Below are 14281 nucleotides of genomic sequence, written 5' to 3'. Positions count from 1 at the left end.
GACAAACACTGTGCCATCGAGGCATGTCATCTCAACCTTGTCCATTACAAGTTTCATGAATTACTGCTCTGCTTGCGCGCATCCTGTCACGCTCACCATTCCAACTGGCGACAATCGTCCTCGCTACGTTTGCAAACATTGCGGCACGATTCATTATCAGAATCCCAAAATGGTATTGGGCACGATCCCCGTCTGGGATGCGGAGGGCGATATGCGCATTCTTCTTTGCAAGCGCGCCATCGAACCACGCTACGGGTTGTGGACCCTGCCTGCGGGCTTCATGGAAAACAATGAAACCACAGCCGAAGCCGCCATGCGCGAAACCGTTGAAGAAGCAGGTGCCAACATCGACGTGCATGAACTGTTCTCTTTATTGAACGTCCCCCATGTACATCAGGTCCACATGTTTTATCGCGCGACTTTGCTAGATCTGAATTACGAAGCCGGTGTAGAAAGTCTGGAAGTAAAACTCTTTCGCCCTACAGAAATTCCATGGGATCAGATCGCCTTCCAGACCGTCAGCAACACGCTGAAATTCTTCATTGAGGATCACGCATCACGTCAACAAGGTGGCAGTTATCGCTTCCACACGATGGATATTCTCAAACCGCAACCAATGACGGAAGTCGTCGCCACCAGCAACTGACTGCACGGTTCAATACGGGTTGGTCGCTGATCAGAACAGACAATCAATCCGTCGCGCACCCTACGAGATCACTGATACGTCTCACGCTCAGGCGTCGCACTGATGCGATGAATAGACAGATCCGCACCATTGAATTCCTCTTCTGCATCCAGACGCAATCCGATCGTCATTTTCAACAGACCATAAACCAATCCACCGCCGGTCACCGCAACGATCACGCCCATGGTCGTACCAATCAGTTGCGACATGAAGGAAACACCACCCAGACCGCCCAACGCTTGCAGACCAAATATCCCCGCTGCCAACCCACCCCATACGCCACACAGACCGTGCAAGGGCCACACACCCAACACGTCATCAATTTTCCATTTGTTCTGCGTCATCTCGAACATCCAGACAAAGACAAATCCGCCAACGGAACCAATAAACAAGGCACCTAGCGGATGGACGATGTTAGACCCCGCGCAAATCGCAACCAATCCAGCCAGCGGCCCGTTGTGCACATACCCCGGATCGTTCTTGCCTGCGATAAATGCGGCGATGGTGCCACCGACCATTGCCATCAACGAGTTGACTGCCACCAGACCGTTCATCGCCTCGACTGTCTGCGCACTCATGACATTAAAGCCAAACCATCCCACCGTCAGAATCCACGCACCCAATGCAAGAAAGGGAATACTTGAAGGTGGATGTGCGGCTATCGCCCCCTCCTTGGTATAACGACCCCGCCGCGCGCCCAGCAACAGCACCGCAGGTAAGGCAATCCAGCCACCAACCGCATGCACGACAACCGAACCGGCGAAATCATGAAAAGGCGCGCCGAACGTCTGCGCGAGCCATGCCTGCACGCCAAAATGCTGATTCCATGCGATGCCCTCAAAAAACGGATACACCAGCCCGACAATCAATGCTGTTGCCAGCAATTGCGGGTTAAATCTCGATCTCTCGGCAATGCCGCCGGAAATAATGGCCGGAATCGCAGCAGCAAACGTCAGTAAAAAAAAGAACTTCACCAGCTCATAGCCATTACGCTGCGTCAGCACTTCGGCACTGGAAAAGAAGCTGACGCCGTATGCCACGCTGTAGCCAACAAAAAAATAGGCAATCGTGGAGACCGCAAAATCGACTAAGATTTTGACCAACGCGTTGACCTGATTTTTCTTGCGAACCGTCCCCAACTCCAAAAAGGCGAATCCCGCATGCATCGCGAGAACCATGACGGCACCGAGCATGATAAAAATAGCATCAGCGCCACTTCCAAGTGCATTCATTGCAATAATCTCCCAAGTTTTGTGCAATTTTTTAAAATGAACGCGCCACTTAAGCAAAATTTGTTCCAAATTGGTGATTTTTTTAAGTCTTTGATTTGTTGGGAAGATTTTCCGAAAGCGTTGGCAGGGTTGGAAAACGCACCATTAAAGTCGTACCAGACTGATCAAAATGGAGCATCGCAATGATTCCGTGGCTGGAGTCGGATTCGCCTTTTCCCGATGTCTCCACGGCATTGACCGAAGTCGATGGTGCGGCGGGCTTGCTCGCTGCTGGCGGCGATCTGTCGCCGGAGCGCCTATTGATGGCTTATCGCCACGGGATTTTTCCGTGGTTTTCTGAAGGACAGCCGATTCTTTGGTGGAGCACGGACCCACGCATGGTGCTGATGACCAAAGCATTCAAGATCTCGCCAAGTCTGCGTAAAACTCTGAAGAGAATCGCGCACAGTCGCCGTACGCAAGGTGACTGGGAAGTACGTTTTGATTCGGCATTTGAAGCCGTCATGCGTGCCTGTGCAGCGCCCAGAAACGGCGAAGCCGGCACGTGGATTTCAGAGGACATCATTGCCGGCTATGTCAGTCTGCATAAGCGCGGTTATGCGCACTCGTCCGAAGTATGGCTGAATGGGCAGCTCGTCGGCGGCGCCTACGGTGTGAGCATCGGTCGCATGTTTTATGGCGAATCCATGTTTACCCGCGTCAGCGATGCCTCAAAAGTCGCACTCGCTTACCTGGTAGAGTTTTTGAAACACCACGGGGTTGAGATGATAGACTGCCAGCAGCAGACCAGTCACTTAGCTTCGCTCGGCGCAGCACCAATCAGCCGTTCGGAATTTGTGTCTCTACTGCGGCATGCAATTGATGCACCGCAGATTCAGGACTGGAAACCCGTAGATCCCTGCTGAACACCATTTAGCCTGGATCGATCGTCACATTCGCCTTATCAAGCAACTATGACGCATCCAAAAGAATTACCGTTTTCAACGCTACAGTTTTACGCGACCGCGCCCTATCCATGCAGTTATCTGGATGACCGGCAGGCGCGTTCGCAAGTTGCCACGCCGTCGCATTTGATCAATGCCGATGTCTATGCGGAACTGGTCAAAAGCGGCTTCCGTCGAAGCGGCATCTTTACTTATCGCCCTTATTGCGATGGCTGCCAGGCATGCACCCCCGTACGTGTGCAGGTCAATAACTTCATCCCCAATCGCAGCCAGCGCCGCGCTCAGAAAAAGCATGGCAACCTGCGTGTATCGGTCACCAAGCTTGCCTACCTGTCCGAACATTACGATCTTTATTTGCGCTATCAGGCGCAGCGTCATGCCGGCGGCGGCATGGATCAGGACAGCCGGGATCAGTACGCCCAATTTTTGCTGCAAAGCAAAGTGAATACGCGCCTGGTCGAGTTTCGCGATGAGCAGGAGGTCTTGCGCATGGTCAGCATCATTGATGTGCTGGAAGACGGACTCTCTTCGGTTTATACCTTCTACGATCCTGATGAAACACAGGCTTCGTACGGCACCTACAACGTGTTATGGCAGATCGCGCAAGCACGGCAGCTTGCCATGCCTTATCTCTATCTGGGCTACTGGATCAGGGAAAGTCCAAAGATGTCGTATAAAACCAATTTCCAACCCCTGGAAGGCTTGATCAAAGGTGAATGGTTGCCCTTATCTGACCCTCAGATGAAACCTCCTCTCTCCAAAACGTAACATTGGCGCAGGGTGCGACACGTTAAAATAACGCCTTTCCCGCCGCCTCCCGGCAAGGGTGCTACTCACTTCTGAATGCCATCGTGTCTGAAAAACTTCTCTATAGCCTTGCCCGTCCGTTTCTGTTCGCCATTGATCCGGAAGCTGCACACAATCTGACATTGCCCGCATTACGTTGCGCCGCAGGCTGGGGTCTGACTTCGTCAATCGCCAAACCAACCGACAATCCGCGCACGGTCATGGGTATGACTTTTCCGAACCCCGTAGGGCTGGCTGCAGGGCTCGACAAAGATGGCGCCTATATTGATGGACTGGCCACGCTTGGTTTTGGCTTTATCGAAGTCGGTACCGTGACACCGCGCGCCCAACCTGGCAATCCGATGCCACGCATGTTTCGTCTGCCACAGGCAAAGGCCATCATTAACCGCATGGGATTCAACAACGGTGGTGTCGATACATTTGTCAAAAATGTGCAGGCATCGCGTTTCTATCAAAACAGGGAAGGTATCCTCGGCCTGAACATCGGCAAGAATGCCGATACGCCGATCGAACGGGCAGTCGACGACTATCTGATTTGCTTGAATAAAGTGTATCCATACGCAAGCTACGTCACGATCAATATCTCTTCACCTAACACGAAAAATCTGCGTCAGCTGCAAGGTGCTTCTGAACTGGATGCGTTGCTGTCTCAACTAAAAGATGCGCAACAACGACTTGCAGACGAACACAAGCGTTATGTGCCAATCGCCCTCAAGATCGCACCGGACATGGATCAGGAGCAGATTCAGAATGTCGCGCAGGCACTGCTGCGCCATAAGATAGACGGTGTCATCGCGACCAACACCACCATCAACCGCGAAGCCGTCAAGAATCTCAAATATGCAGAAGAGACAGGCGGCCTTTCCGGTGCACCCGTCTTTGAAGCATCCAATATCGTTATCCGCGAACTGAAGAAAGAACTCGGTAACAGCGTGCCAATTATTGGCGTGGGTGGCATCCTCTCCGGCGCGGATGCACAAGCCAAAATGAACGCAGGCGCGTCACTGGTGCAGCTCTACACCGGACTGATCTATCAGGGTCCTGCTCTCGTCAGAGAATGCGCTGCAGCGCTGCATGGCAAGTAAACTTCCCGTTACGTTGCGATCCTCGGCATAAAAAAAGCGCAGATTACTCTGCGCTTTTTTGTTACTACCTGCATGACATCACGTCATTCGACTTCCACCGTTTCTGGTGTCGCGGCCGGCGGCTTGGTATCACCACCTTCCGAAAAGTCGAGCTTGATCTGATCCTTATCGTCCAGATTCACCGTCACTTTGCCACCCGATACGAGTCGACCAAACAACAGTTCATCTGCCAACGCCTTGCGGATCATGTCCTGTATCAGACGAGACATCGGACGTGCACCCATCAATGGATCAAAGCCTTTGCTACCCAAGAATTTACGTAAATCTTCGGTGAAGACTGCTTCCACCTTCTTCTCGTGCAACTGCTCTTCCAACTGCATCAGGAACTTGTCGACCACACGCAAGATGATCTCTTCATCGAGCGGACGGAAGCTGATGATCGCATCCAGACGATTGCGGAATTCAGGCGTAAACATACGCTTGATGTCGGCCATCTCGTCACCGGCTTCTTTTTTCTCCGTGAAGCCGATCGTGCGTTTCTGCAAGCTCTCTGCACCCGCATTCGTTGTCATGATGATGATCACATTCCGGAAATCCGCCTTGCGACCATTGTTGTCGGTTAGCGTACCGTGATCCATCACCTGCAACAGAATATTGAAGATATCAGGATGTGCCTTTTCGATCTCATCGAGCAGCAGGACAGCATGCGGCTTCTTGGTTATCGCTTCGGTCAGCAAACCGCCCTGGTCGAACCCGACATATCCCGGAGGCGCACCGATCAAACGGCTGACTGCATGACGCTCCATGTATTCCGACATATCGAAGCGAATCAGCTCAATGCCCAGCAGGAACGCCAATTGTTTGGCAGCCTCGGTTTTACCGACACCGGTCGGACCTGAGAACAGGAACGAACCAATCGGCTTGTCGGTTTTACCCAGACCCGCACGTGCCACCTTGATTGCGGAGCCCAATGCTTCCAGTGCCGGATCCTGACCGAACACAACATTCTTCAGATCGCGATCAATGGTCTGCAGCTTGCTGCGATCATCCTGATTGACGGTTTGCGGCGGAATACGCGCAATCTTGGAAACGATGTCCTCGATCTCGGTTTTTCCGATCGTCTTTTTCTGTTTCGATTTCGGCAGAATACGTTGCGCAGCGCCGGCTTCATCAATCACGTCGATGGCCTTATCAGGCAAATGACGATCATTGATAAAGCGCGCAGACAATTCTGCTGCCGACGTCAATGCCGAAACCGAATATTTGACGCCATGATGTTCTTCAAAGCGCGACTTCAGACCACGCAAAATCTGCACGGTTTGCTCGACACTCGGCTCGTTCACATCAATCTTCTGGAAACGACGTGATAAGGCGTGATCTTTCTCAAACACGCCGCGGAACTCAGTAAACGTCGTCGCCCCGATGCATTTGAGCTGTCCATTGGACAATGCAGGTTTCAACAGATTGGATGCATCCAGCGTACCACCCGATGCCGAACCAGCACCGATGATGGTGTGGATCTCATCGATAAACAGAATGCCGTTTGGATTGTCCTTGAGCTGCTTCAGTACCGCTTTCAAACGCTGCTCGAAGTCACCGCGATACTTGGTACCAGCCAACAGCGCGCCCATATCGAGCGAATAAACGACGCACTCCTGCAACACTTCAGGGACATCGCCCTGCGTAATACGCCAGGCAAGACCTTCGGCAATCGCAGTTTTACCCACACCAGCTTCGCCAACCAACAATGGATTGTTTTTGCGACGACGGCACAGGGTCTGGATCACGCGCTCCACTTCGCCTTCACGGCCGATCAGCGGATCAATCTTGCCATCGGACGCCATGCGATTCAGATTTTGTGTAAATTGATCCAGCGCGCTTTCCTTTTGCTGGCTTTCAGCGGCCGGCGCATCTTCCGCACCCTCGGACGATTTCTGAGGATCAGCTTGCTGATCCTTGCGCACGCCGTGCGAAATGAAATTGACCACGTCCAGACGCGTCACACCTTGCTGATGCAGATAGTAGACAGCATGCGAATCCTTCTCGCCAAAGATGGCGACCAGTACATTTGCACCTGTGACTTCCTTCTTGCCGTTGGATGCAGACTGCACATGCATGATGGCGCGCTGAATCACACGCTGGAACCCCAACGTCGGCTGCGTATCGACTTCAGCCGTGCCAGGCACGGTCGGTGTGTTATCCGTAATGAAGTTGTTCAGCGTCTTGCGCAGATCTTCAATGTTGACAGCGCAGGCACGCAATACTTCCGCTGCGGACGGATTGTCCAGTAACGCAAGCAGCAAATGCTCTACGGTGATGAATTCATGGCGCGCCTGTCTCGCTTCGACAAAGGCCATGTGCAAACTGACTTCCAATTCCTGCGCAATCATACTTCCTCCATCACGCACTGCAGGGGATGTCCTGCTTTTCTGGCGTGGTTCAATACCAGTTCAACTTTTGTGGATGCAATATCTTTCGGATATACACCACAAACACCTTTTCCATCTCGGTGAACCATGAGCATGATTTGCGTCGCATTCTCACGATCCTTACTGAAGTACTCCTGAAGAATCATCACGACAAATTCCATCGGCGTGTAATCATCGTTCAGCAGTAACACCTTATACATCGCCGGCGGCTTGAGCTTCTGCTCTTGCCGTGCAAGGACCGTACCTTCGTCATGCTTAATTGCCATAGTTCTATTCTAATACGTTCATTCGCACCGACAACAAGGCACAAAGAAACAGGAAACCAATTTATTCCATCTTACTTGTTTTCCCATGCAGATGCAGATGACGTTGATCAAGACAAAATCAAGAGCACAAAAGTGCGATTTCTCTCTGAAATCAGGCTTGCAAAAATAACCACGAAAGCCACTTGACTTTTATATTTTTTGCGTAAAGAATGAATCTATTGACATTCGTAACTAAAACTATTTGTCAATGGAAGTGAGCAGTTTTTAGGAGGGGCAGCGTTAGGCGAGGCTTCTTTCTCTTGCGGCTCGTGTGATTAAGTCTAAATTAGAAAGACGCTTTAATTATGGCAACAGGTACCGTTAAATGGTTTAACGACTCTAAAGGCTTTGGCTTCATTACTCCGGACGACGGCGGCGAAGATTTGTTCGCACACTTTTCCGCGATCCAGATGAACGGCTTCAAGACACTCAAAGAAGGTCAAAAAGTTTCGTTCGAAGTCACGCAAGGTCCAAAGGGCAAGCAAGCTTCCAACATTCAAGCTCCTTGATTGTTCGAAACTTCATTCATTTCCATTTGGATTACGTGGTGACATGAATCCTCTATGATGCAGCTTGTATCTCCGGACCCGCTAGATTGATTGCATGCGACTGATTCTCTTCAACAAACCGTTTCAGGTGATGTGCCAGTTTTCTGCTCATGCAAGCAGGCCAACGCTGGCAGATCACTTGTCCATTCCCGACATTTATCCCGCAGGACGACTTGACGCCGATAGCGAAGGATTACTGTTATTGACGGATAACGGAAAGCTGCAGCACGCAATCGCCCACCCCGATTACAAGCAATCCAAAACTTATCTGGTTCAGGTTGAAGGCATTCCGGACAAAAATGCGCTGCAACGGTTAAGCGGTCCGCTCGATCTTGGCGACTTTACCACCCAACCTTGCACTGTGAAGCGCGTGGAAGAACCCGACTGGCTTTGGCCACGCAATCCGCCTATACGCGAACGAATCAATGCATCCACCAGTTGGCTCACCATTGAATTGACGGAAGGAAAAAATCGTCAGGTGCGCCGCATGACTGGTGCCATCGGCTTTCCGACGTTGCGCTTGATACGCATTGCCATCGGCCCGATTTCCTTGCAAAGTCATCCGCTTTATCCTGGCGAATGGCAAGATCTATCCACGAATGAATTGCAGATACCTTCATTCCGCAGTTGATTCAATCTGCGCTGCGCCGCTCCCAACTTTTCCCTTACACTCAGCTCTTCCTGTCTTTGCGAGTCAATCCATGCGTAAGTTTTTTGTTTCTGCTGCTGCATCACTAGCTATCCTTTGCAGCACCCATGCTATCGCCGATCAGCCTGCGCGTTTTCCGGTCATTACGCTCAATGCCGGCATGCATCTGATCAAGGCTGAAGTCGCGTCGACCGAAGCACAACGCGAGCAAGGTCTGATGTTCAGGGAAAGCCTGGGGCCCAATGAGGGCATGGTTTTTCTTTTTCACGCTCCGGCCGGCGTCTGCATGTGGATGAAGAATACGCCGCTGCCACTTTCGGTGGCATTTATTGATCGCGATGGCCGCATCATCAACATTGAAAACATGAAGCCGCAAAGCCTGGATTCTCATTGCGCCAAACAGCCAGTCTATTACGCACTGGAAATGCAGGAAGGCTGGTTCAAGCAGCGCAACATCAAACCGGGAAGTATCATCAGCGGTTTGCCACAACCGCGCTAAGAATGAATGGAGGGGCGCAAGTCGCCCCAGAATACAAAAAGCCCGCAGTGAATGCGGGCTTTTTATTCTCTGCAATCTGAACGATTGCAGATAAATCCAGCGATTAGGCCAGTGCTTTCAGAGCAGCTGCCAGACGGCTCTTGTGACGAGCTGCCTTGTTTTTGTGGATGATTTTTTTATCAGCAATGCTGTCGATCGTCGAGGTCGAAGCCAAGAACGCTTTAGCAGCAGCTTCTTTGTCGCCAGCAGCGATTGCCTTGCGAACAGCCTTAACTGCGGTACGGAAAGCGGAACGCTGTGCCGAATTGTGAGCGTTTTGCTTGACTGCTTGACGAGCGCGCTTGCGTGCTTGTGCGGTATTTGCCATGAAAGTAATTTCCTAAAACTTGGTCAACGCGCATTCGCAAACGCGCAGGGTGAGACAGAATTCTGTGAAGCATCGGATTATAGCCATATTTTGTCGTTCGGGCAAACAAGTCTCTACTTTTGGAAGAATTTTGTTGCATGCATCCCCAATGCCGATAGATCAAATTATCCTTTTAACAACAAATTATCCAATACGTGCATGCAGGCAGTCGGCCTGTGATTGCCATGCTGCTCTGCCCGACCGTTATAATGCCGCTCCATGAACTTGCATAAAACGCTTGCGGCTGTCTCCGGCATGACAATGATATCGCGTGTCACCGGACTGGTTCGCGAGATCCTGTTTGCGCGCGCTTTTGGCGCCTCTGCCTACACCGATGCCTTCAACATCGCCTTTCGCATCCCCAATCTGCTGCGCCGCCTGTTTGCAGAAGGTGCTTTTTCGCAAGCCTTTGTTCCGATTCTGGCCGAATACAAAAGTCAAAAAGGGGAAGAAGCGACCAAAAGTCTGGTCGATCATGCAGCAACCGTATTGATGTGGACCATGCTGCTGACCTGCTTGGTCGGCATTATCGGTGCCCCGCTTGTCATTTATGGCATTGCAACTGGCCTGAAAGCCGATCCCGATGCCTTCGACGCCTCGGTCTGGATGACGCGCCTGATGTTTCCGTATATCGGCTTCATGGCATTTGTGGCGCTGAGCGGCGGCATTCTGAATACGTGGCGTGAATTCAAGATTCCGGCATTTACCCCGGTTTTGTTGAACATCGCATTCATTCTCGCCGCTCTATTTCTGGCGCCACAACTCGATCAGCCGATCTATGCCATGGCAATTGCCGTCGTCGTTGGCGGCCTGTTGCAAGTGGCCATCCAGATTCCTGCCCTGATGAAAATCGGCATGTTGCCACGCCTTGCACTCAATCCTTTCCGTGCTTTGAGCGATGCCGGCGTCCGCAAGATTCTGGGCAAGATGGGCCCTGCCGTCTTTGCCGTTTCTGCGGCGCAGATCAGCCTGATGATTAATACCAATATCGCCTCGCGTCTGGAAAGCGGCAGCGTCTCCTGGCTATCCTACGCCGACCGCCTGATGGAATTTCCAACAGCATTGCTGGGCGTGGCACTCGGGACCATTCTGCTGCCAAGTCTTTCCAAGGCCAACTTTGATGGCGACAAAGCAGAATATTCCTCACTGCTGGATTGGGGTCTGCGATTGACATTTCTATTGGCATTGCCTTGTGCCGTCGGCCTGGCCACCATTTCCGAACCACTCACTGCGACGCTGTTTCATTACGGCAAATTCGACGCCACTTCGGTCGAAATGACTGCGCGTGCACTTGTTGCCTATGGCGTCGGCCTGATTGGCCTGATCCTCGTCAAGATTCTGGCACCGGGTTTTTATGCACAACAAGATATCAAGACGCCCGTCAGAATTGCGGTCGGCGTGCTGATCGCCACGCAGTTGATGAATCTGCTATTTGTTCCCTATTTCGCACATGCAGGTCTGGCACTGTCGATCGGACTGGGTGCCTGCATCAACGCCAGCTTGCTGTATTGGGGGTTACGCCGTCGTGGCATCTATACTGCACAGCCCGGTTGGGGACGCTTCTTTTTACGCATCATTGTTGCGCTGGGTCTCATGGCGATTGTCGCGCTCTGGACGGCAAGCTACTTCGACTGGGTCGCGTTGCATGCCACGCCACTCCTGCGTGTTCTCGCTCTCGTTGCGGTACTCGCCGCGTGCGGTATCGTCTATTTCGGCAGCTTGCTATTGATGGGATTTCGCTTCCGCGACTTCAAGCGCATCGCACGCTGACACAACGGACCTGCATAAAGTCGCCATCCTCGTTATGATGGAGGCATGGCGATTCCTTCCCTCGATTATTTTTCGACACTGGTTCAGGACGACGACATCATTCCGCTGTTTGAGGCAGCCACTGCCATTGCACAGGATGTCGAACCGGAACTGGATCTAACCACGGTACAGCTGGAGCTCGACACCCTCGTCGCTCGTCTGAAAAAACGCCTCCCCGCCGACGCATCGCATCTGCAAAAGCTGCGGATGCTGAATCATTATTTTTATAACGAGCTCGGCTTTAGCGGCAACGTCAACGATTACTACAATCCGGATAACAGCTACCTGCATCGCGTGCTGCATTCGCGCCGCGGTATCCCGATTTCACTGGCGGTGCTTTACATGGAAATCGCACAGCAGATCAATTTGCAGGTACAAGGCATTTCCTTTCCCGGTCATTTTTTGATGAAGCTGAGTATTCCTGCTGGTCAGGTGGTGCTGGATCCCTTCAACGGCACCAGTCTTTCGCGCGAAGAATTGGAAGAGCGCGTACAACCATACATTCTGCAACAGGATTTTCCGGATGATTTTCAGCTGAATGCCTATCTGGCAGCAGCAAGTTCGCGCGACATTCTGGTTCGTATGCTGCGCAATCTGAAGGCTTTGTTCATGCAGAAGGAAAACTGGCAGCGTCTGCTGCAGGTGCAGGAACGGCTGTTGATTTTGCTGCCACGCGATATTACGGAACGGCGTGATCGCGGCCTGGCCTTTGCTCATCTGGAATGCCCGCAAGCAGCGCTGCAGGATCTGGAAGCCTACATCGAACAACGTCCTTATGCGATGGATACCGCAACACTTCGCGCCCGCCTGCCGGAATTACGTGAAGCGAGCGGTCGCCTGAACTAGGCCTGCCGGTTGCTCGCATTCACACCACGGGATAAAAGACATCAACCGTTGGCGCGTGCCTCGATCTCTTCCCACCGCGTCAAGGCATCCAGCAATAATCCATCGATCTCTTCAAAACGCTGATTCAGCCGCTTCACTTCATCGGGCTGACTCGCGTACAAACCAGGATCAGCCAGTTTCTCAGTAATCGTTTTTTGTTCCTCTTCCAGTTGAGCAATGAGCGTTGGCAGGCTTTCCAGATCACGCTGCTCCTTGTAGCTCAACTTCTTTTTTGGAGCGGCAGGCGTCGCGGAAGTGGCCACAGCCGCAGATTTTGTTTCCTGCCGGGTGTCCTGTTTTGCATCCTGCCTGACGGTGACCTTGGCAGTGGTCGACGCACCAGTTGGACGTACGCGCTCCCAATCCGAATAACCACCCACATACTCGCGCCAGAAACCATTGCCCTCTGCCGCAATCACCTGCGTCACGACATTATCCAAGAAAGTTCGGTCGTGACTGACAAGGAAGACCGTACCTTTATATTCCTCCAGCAGCTCTTCCAGCAGCTCCAGCGTATCGATATCCAGATCATTGGTCGGCTCGTCCAGCACCAGCACGTTAGCCGGCTTGGCAAACAAGCGCGCCAGTAGCAGACGATTACGTTCGCCGCCCGATAAGGACTTGACTGGTGAACGCGCACGTTCCGGTGCAAATAGAAAATCGCCGAGATAAGACATCACATGCTTGCGCTGTCCGTTGACTTCAACCCAGTCGCTGCCAGGCGCAATGGTGTCGGCCAGACTGGCCTCTTCATTGAGTTGCGCGCGCATCTGATCAAAGTAGGCAATCTGCAGTTTGGTTCCTTGCTTGACGGTGCCGTTGTCTGGCATCTCTTCCCCAAGAATCATCTTGAGCAAGGTTGTCTTGCCCGCGCCGTTGGCACCGATCAAACCGATCTTGTCGCCGCGCAGAATCGTCGCCGTAAAGTCATGCACAATCGATTTGTCGCCATACCGTTTGCTGACATTTTCCAGATCGGCAACGATCTTGCCGGAACGCTCTCCTGTTCCAACTTCCAGTTTGACCTGCCCCTGCTGTTCACGGCGTGCACTGCGTTCCAGACGCAAGGCTTCCAGACGGCGCACGCGGCCTTCATCGCGTGTACGACGCGCCTGCACGCCTTTGCGAATCCAGACTTCTTCCTGTGCGAGAAACTTGTCGAACTTGGCATTCTCGACTTCTTCGTTTTCCAGCAACTCGGCTTTGCGTGTCTGATACGTGGTGAAGTTACCGGGAAAGGACAGCAGACGCCCACGATCCAGTTCAATGATGCGTGTCGCCACGTTATCCAGAAACCGTCGATCATGGGTAATGAACAACACACTGCCCTTGAAATCGCGCAACAAGCCTTCCAGCCACTGAATCGACGCAAAATCCAGATGGTTGGTCGGTTCATCAAGCAACAGGACATCCGGCGCACTGACCAGACCGCACGCCAGTGCCACGCGCTTTTGCATGCCGCCCGACAGTTCCTTGATCAAGGCACCGCCGGCGAGATTCAAACGATCCAGCGCCGCTTCAACCTTGTTCTTCAAATTCCACGCATCAGCTGCATCCAGTTTGGTCTGAATTTCATGCATGCGCTCCATCAGCGCATCGTCATCGTCACCACCAAACTGGCTCGTCAGTGCATCGTATTCCGTCAGCAGCGCCTGCATGTCACCCATCCCGGACGCTACCGCATCGAATACCGACATGTCCGGTGAAAACTGCGGCTCCTGCTCAACGTAGGCAATCTTGAGTCCCTGCTGCATCACCAGCAAACCGTCATCCAGTTTGGAGCGGCCACCAATGATCTTGAGCAACGAGGACTTGCCGGTGCCGTTACGACCAATCAGGCCGACACGCTCGCCGTTTTCCAGCGAAAACTCGGCATGATCGAGCAAGGGAACGTGACCGAACGCCAGTTGCGCATCGGAGAGAGAAATAACTGCCATAGACAAACCTGTGAATTTGATACGCTGAACGACACACCATGGGCATCGCTCAATCAAGAGC

General features: G+C 52.4%; 14 protein-coding genes. 9 read left to right on the top strand and 5 right to left on the bottom strand.

Features of this window, described 5'->3' with window-relative positions; genetic code table 11:
- The first annotated feature begins 55 nt into the window (after positions 1 to 55).
- Positions 56 to 646 carry an NUDIX hydrolase gene (locus IEV29_RS00255; RefSeq protein WP_188379277.1) on the top strand — a complete coding sequence of 197 codons (591 nt, stop codon included), beginning with the start codon at positions 56 to 58 and terminating at the stop codon, positions 644 to 646.
- Between the two features lie 68 nt (positions 647 to 714).
- Here the strand turns inward: IEV29_RS00255 and IEV29_RS00250 are convergent, their stop codons facing one another.
- On the bottom strand, positions 715 to 1917 hold the full coding sequence (locus IEV29_RS00250) for an ammonium transporter (protein WP_188379276.1): 1203 nt from the start codon (positions 1915 to 1917) through the stop codon (positions 715 to 717).
- Between the two features lie 182 nt (positions 1918 to 2099).
- Between IEV29_RS00250 and aat the strand changes: the two genes are divergently transcribed.
- The 3 genes from aat (at position 2100) to IEV29_RS00235 (ending at position 4753) form a co-directional block, all read left to right on the top strand.
- Positions 2100 to 2822, top strand: coding sequence for a leucyl/phenylalanyl-tRNA--protein transferase (gene aat, locus IEV29_RS00245; RefSeq protein WP_188379275.1), 723 nt, complete (start codon positions 2100 to 2102; stop codon positions 2820 to 2822).
- Between the two features lie 48 nt (positions 2823 to 2870).
- Entirely contained in the window at positions 2871 to 3629 is a 759-nt protein-coding gene (locus IEV29_RS00240) for an arginyltransferase (protein WP_188379274.1), read from the top strand.
- An 83-nt stretch (positions 3630 to 3712) separates the two neighbouring features.
- Positions 3713 to 4753 carry a quinone-dependent dihydroorotate dehydrogenase gene (locus IEV29_RS00235; RefSeq protein WP_188379273.1) on the top strand — a complete coding sequence of 347 codons (1041 nt, stop codon included), beginning with the start codon at positions 3713 to 3715 and terminating at the stop codon, positions 4751 to 4753.
- 83 nt (positions 4754 to 4836) lie between these two features.
- On the opposite strand, the gene clpA is transcribed toward IEV29_RS00235, so the two are convergent.
- Complete coding sequence (clpA, locus tag IEV29_RS00230; RefSeq protein WP_188379272.1) at positions 4837 to 7143, bottom strand: ATP-dependent Clp protease ATP-binding subunit ClpA; 2307 nt, start codon at positions 7141 to 7143, stop codon at positions 4837 to 4839.
- A complete protein-coding gene (clpS, locus tag IEV29_RS00225) occupies positions 7140 to 7448 on the bottom strand; it encodes an ATP-dependent Clp protease adapter ClpS (RefSeq protein WP_188379271.1) in 309 nt (102 codons plus the stop codon). The genes clpA and clpS overlap by 4 nt, the downstream gene beginning before the upstream one ends.
- Before the next feature lie 344 nt (positions 7449 to 7792).
- On the opposite strand from clpS, the gene cspE reads away from it, so the two are divergent.
- The 3 genes from cspE to IEV29_RS00210 all read left to right on the top strand — a co-directional run bounded on the left by cspE (position 7793) and on the right by IEV29_RS00210 (position 9183).
- The gene (cspE, locus tag IEV29_RS00220; RefSeq protein ID WP_057292838.1) at positions 7793 to 7996 is read left to right on the top strand and encodes a transcription antiterminator/RNA stability regulator CspE; all 204 of its coding nucleotides are present in this window, start codon (positions 7793 to 7795) and stop codon (positions 7994 to 7996) included.
- A 94-nt stretch (positions 7997 to 8090) separates the two neighbouring features.
- The gene (locus tag IEV29_RS00215; protein WP_188379270.1) at positions 8091 to 8666 is read left to right on the top strand and encodes a pseudouridine synthase; all 576 of its coding nucleotides are present in this window, start codon (positions 8091 to 8093) and stop codon (positions 8664 to 8666) included.
- A 70-nt stretch (positions 8667 to 8736) separates the two neighbouring features.
- Complete coding sequence (locus IEV29_RS00210) at positions 8737 to 9183, top strand: DUF192 domain-containing protein (protein ID WP_188379269.1); 447 nt, start codon at positions 8737 to 8739, stop codon at positions 9181 to 9183.
- Between the two features lie 103 nt (positions 9184 to 9286).
- Here IEV29_RS00210 and rpsT read toward each other — a convergent pair whose 3' ends face one another.
- Positions 9287 to 9550, bottom strand: a complete 264-nt coding sequence (gene rpsT / locus IEV29_RS00205; protein WP_188379268.1) for a 30S ribosomal protein S20 — start codon at positions 9548 to 9550, stop codon at positions 9287 to 9289.
- A gap of 258 nt (positions 9551 to 9808) precedes the next feature.
- Here rpsT and murJ point away from each other — a divergent pair, with 258 nt between their 5' ends.
- A complete protein-coding gene (murJ, locus tag IEV29_RS00200; RefSeq protein ID WP_188379267.1) occupies positions 9809 to 11359 on the top strand; it encodes a murein biosynthesis integral membrane protein MurJ in 1551 nt (516 codons plus the stop codon).
- A 45-nt stretch (positions 11360 to 11404) separates the two neighbouring features.
- Positions 11405 to 12244: a SirB1 family protein gene (locus IEV29_RS00195; protein ID WP_188379266.1), complete on the top strand. Its 840-nt coding sequence runs from the start codon at positions 11405 to 11407 to the stop codon at positions 12242 to 12244.
- A 41-nt stretch (positions 12245 to 12285) separates the two neighbouring features.
- Here the strand turns inward: IEV29_RS00195 and IEV29_RS00190 are convergent, their stop codons facing one another.
- Positions 12286 to 14220 (bottom strand): ATP-binding cassette domain-containing protein, encoded by a 1935-nt coding sequence (locus IEV29_RS00190; RefSeq protein ID WP_188379265.1) that lies wholly within the window; start codon positions 14218 to 14220, stop codon positions 12286 to 12288.
- Between the last annotated feature and the right edge of the window lie 61 nt (positions 14221 to 14281).

The sequence above is a fragment of the Oxalicibacterium faecigallinarum genome (genome assembly GCF_014635705.1).
In the GTDB taxonomy this organism is placed as follows: domain Bacteria; phylum Pseudomonadota; class Gammaproteobacteria; order Burkholderiales; family Burkholderiaceae_D; genus Oxalicibacterium; species Oxalicibacterium faecigallinarum.
The sequence above is the reverse complement of the archived record's forward strand: the minus strand, read 5'-3'. Positions and strand labels throughout refer to the sequence as shown.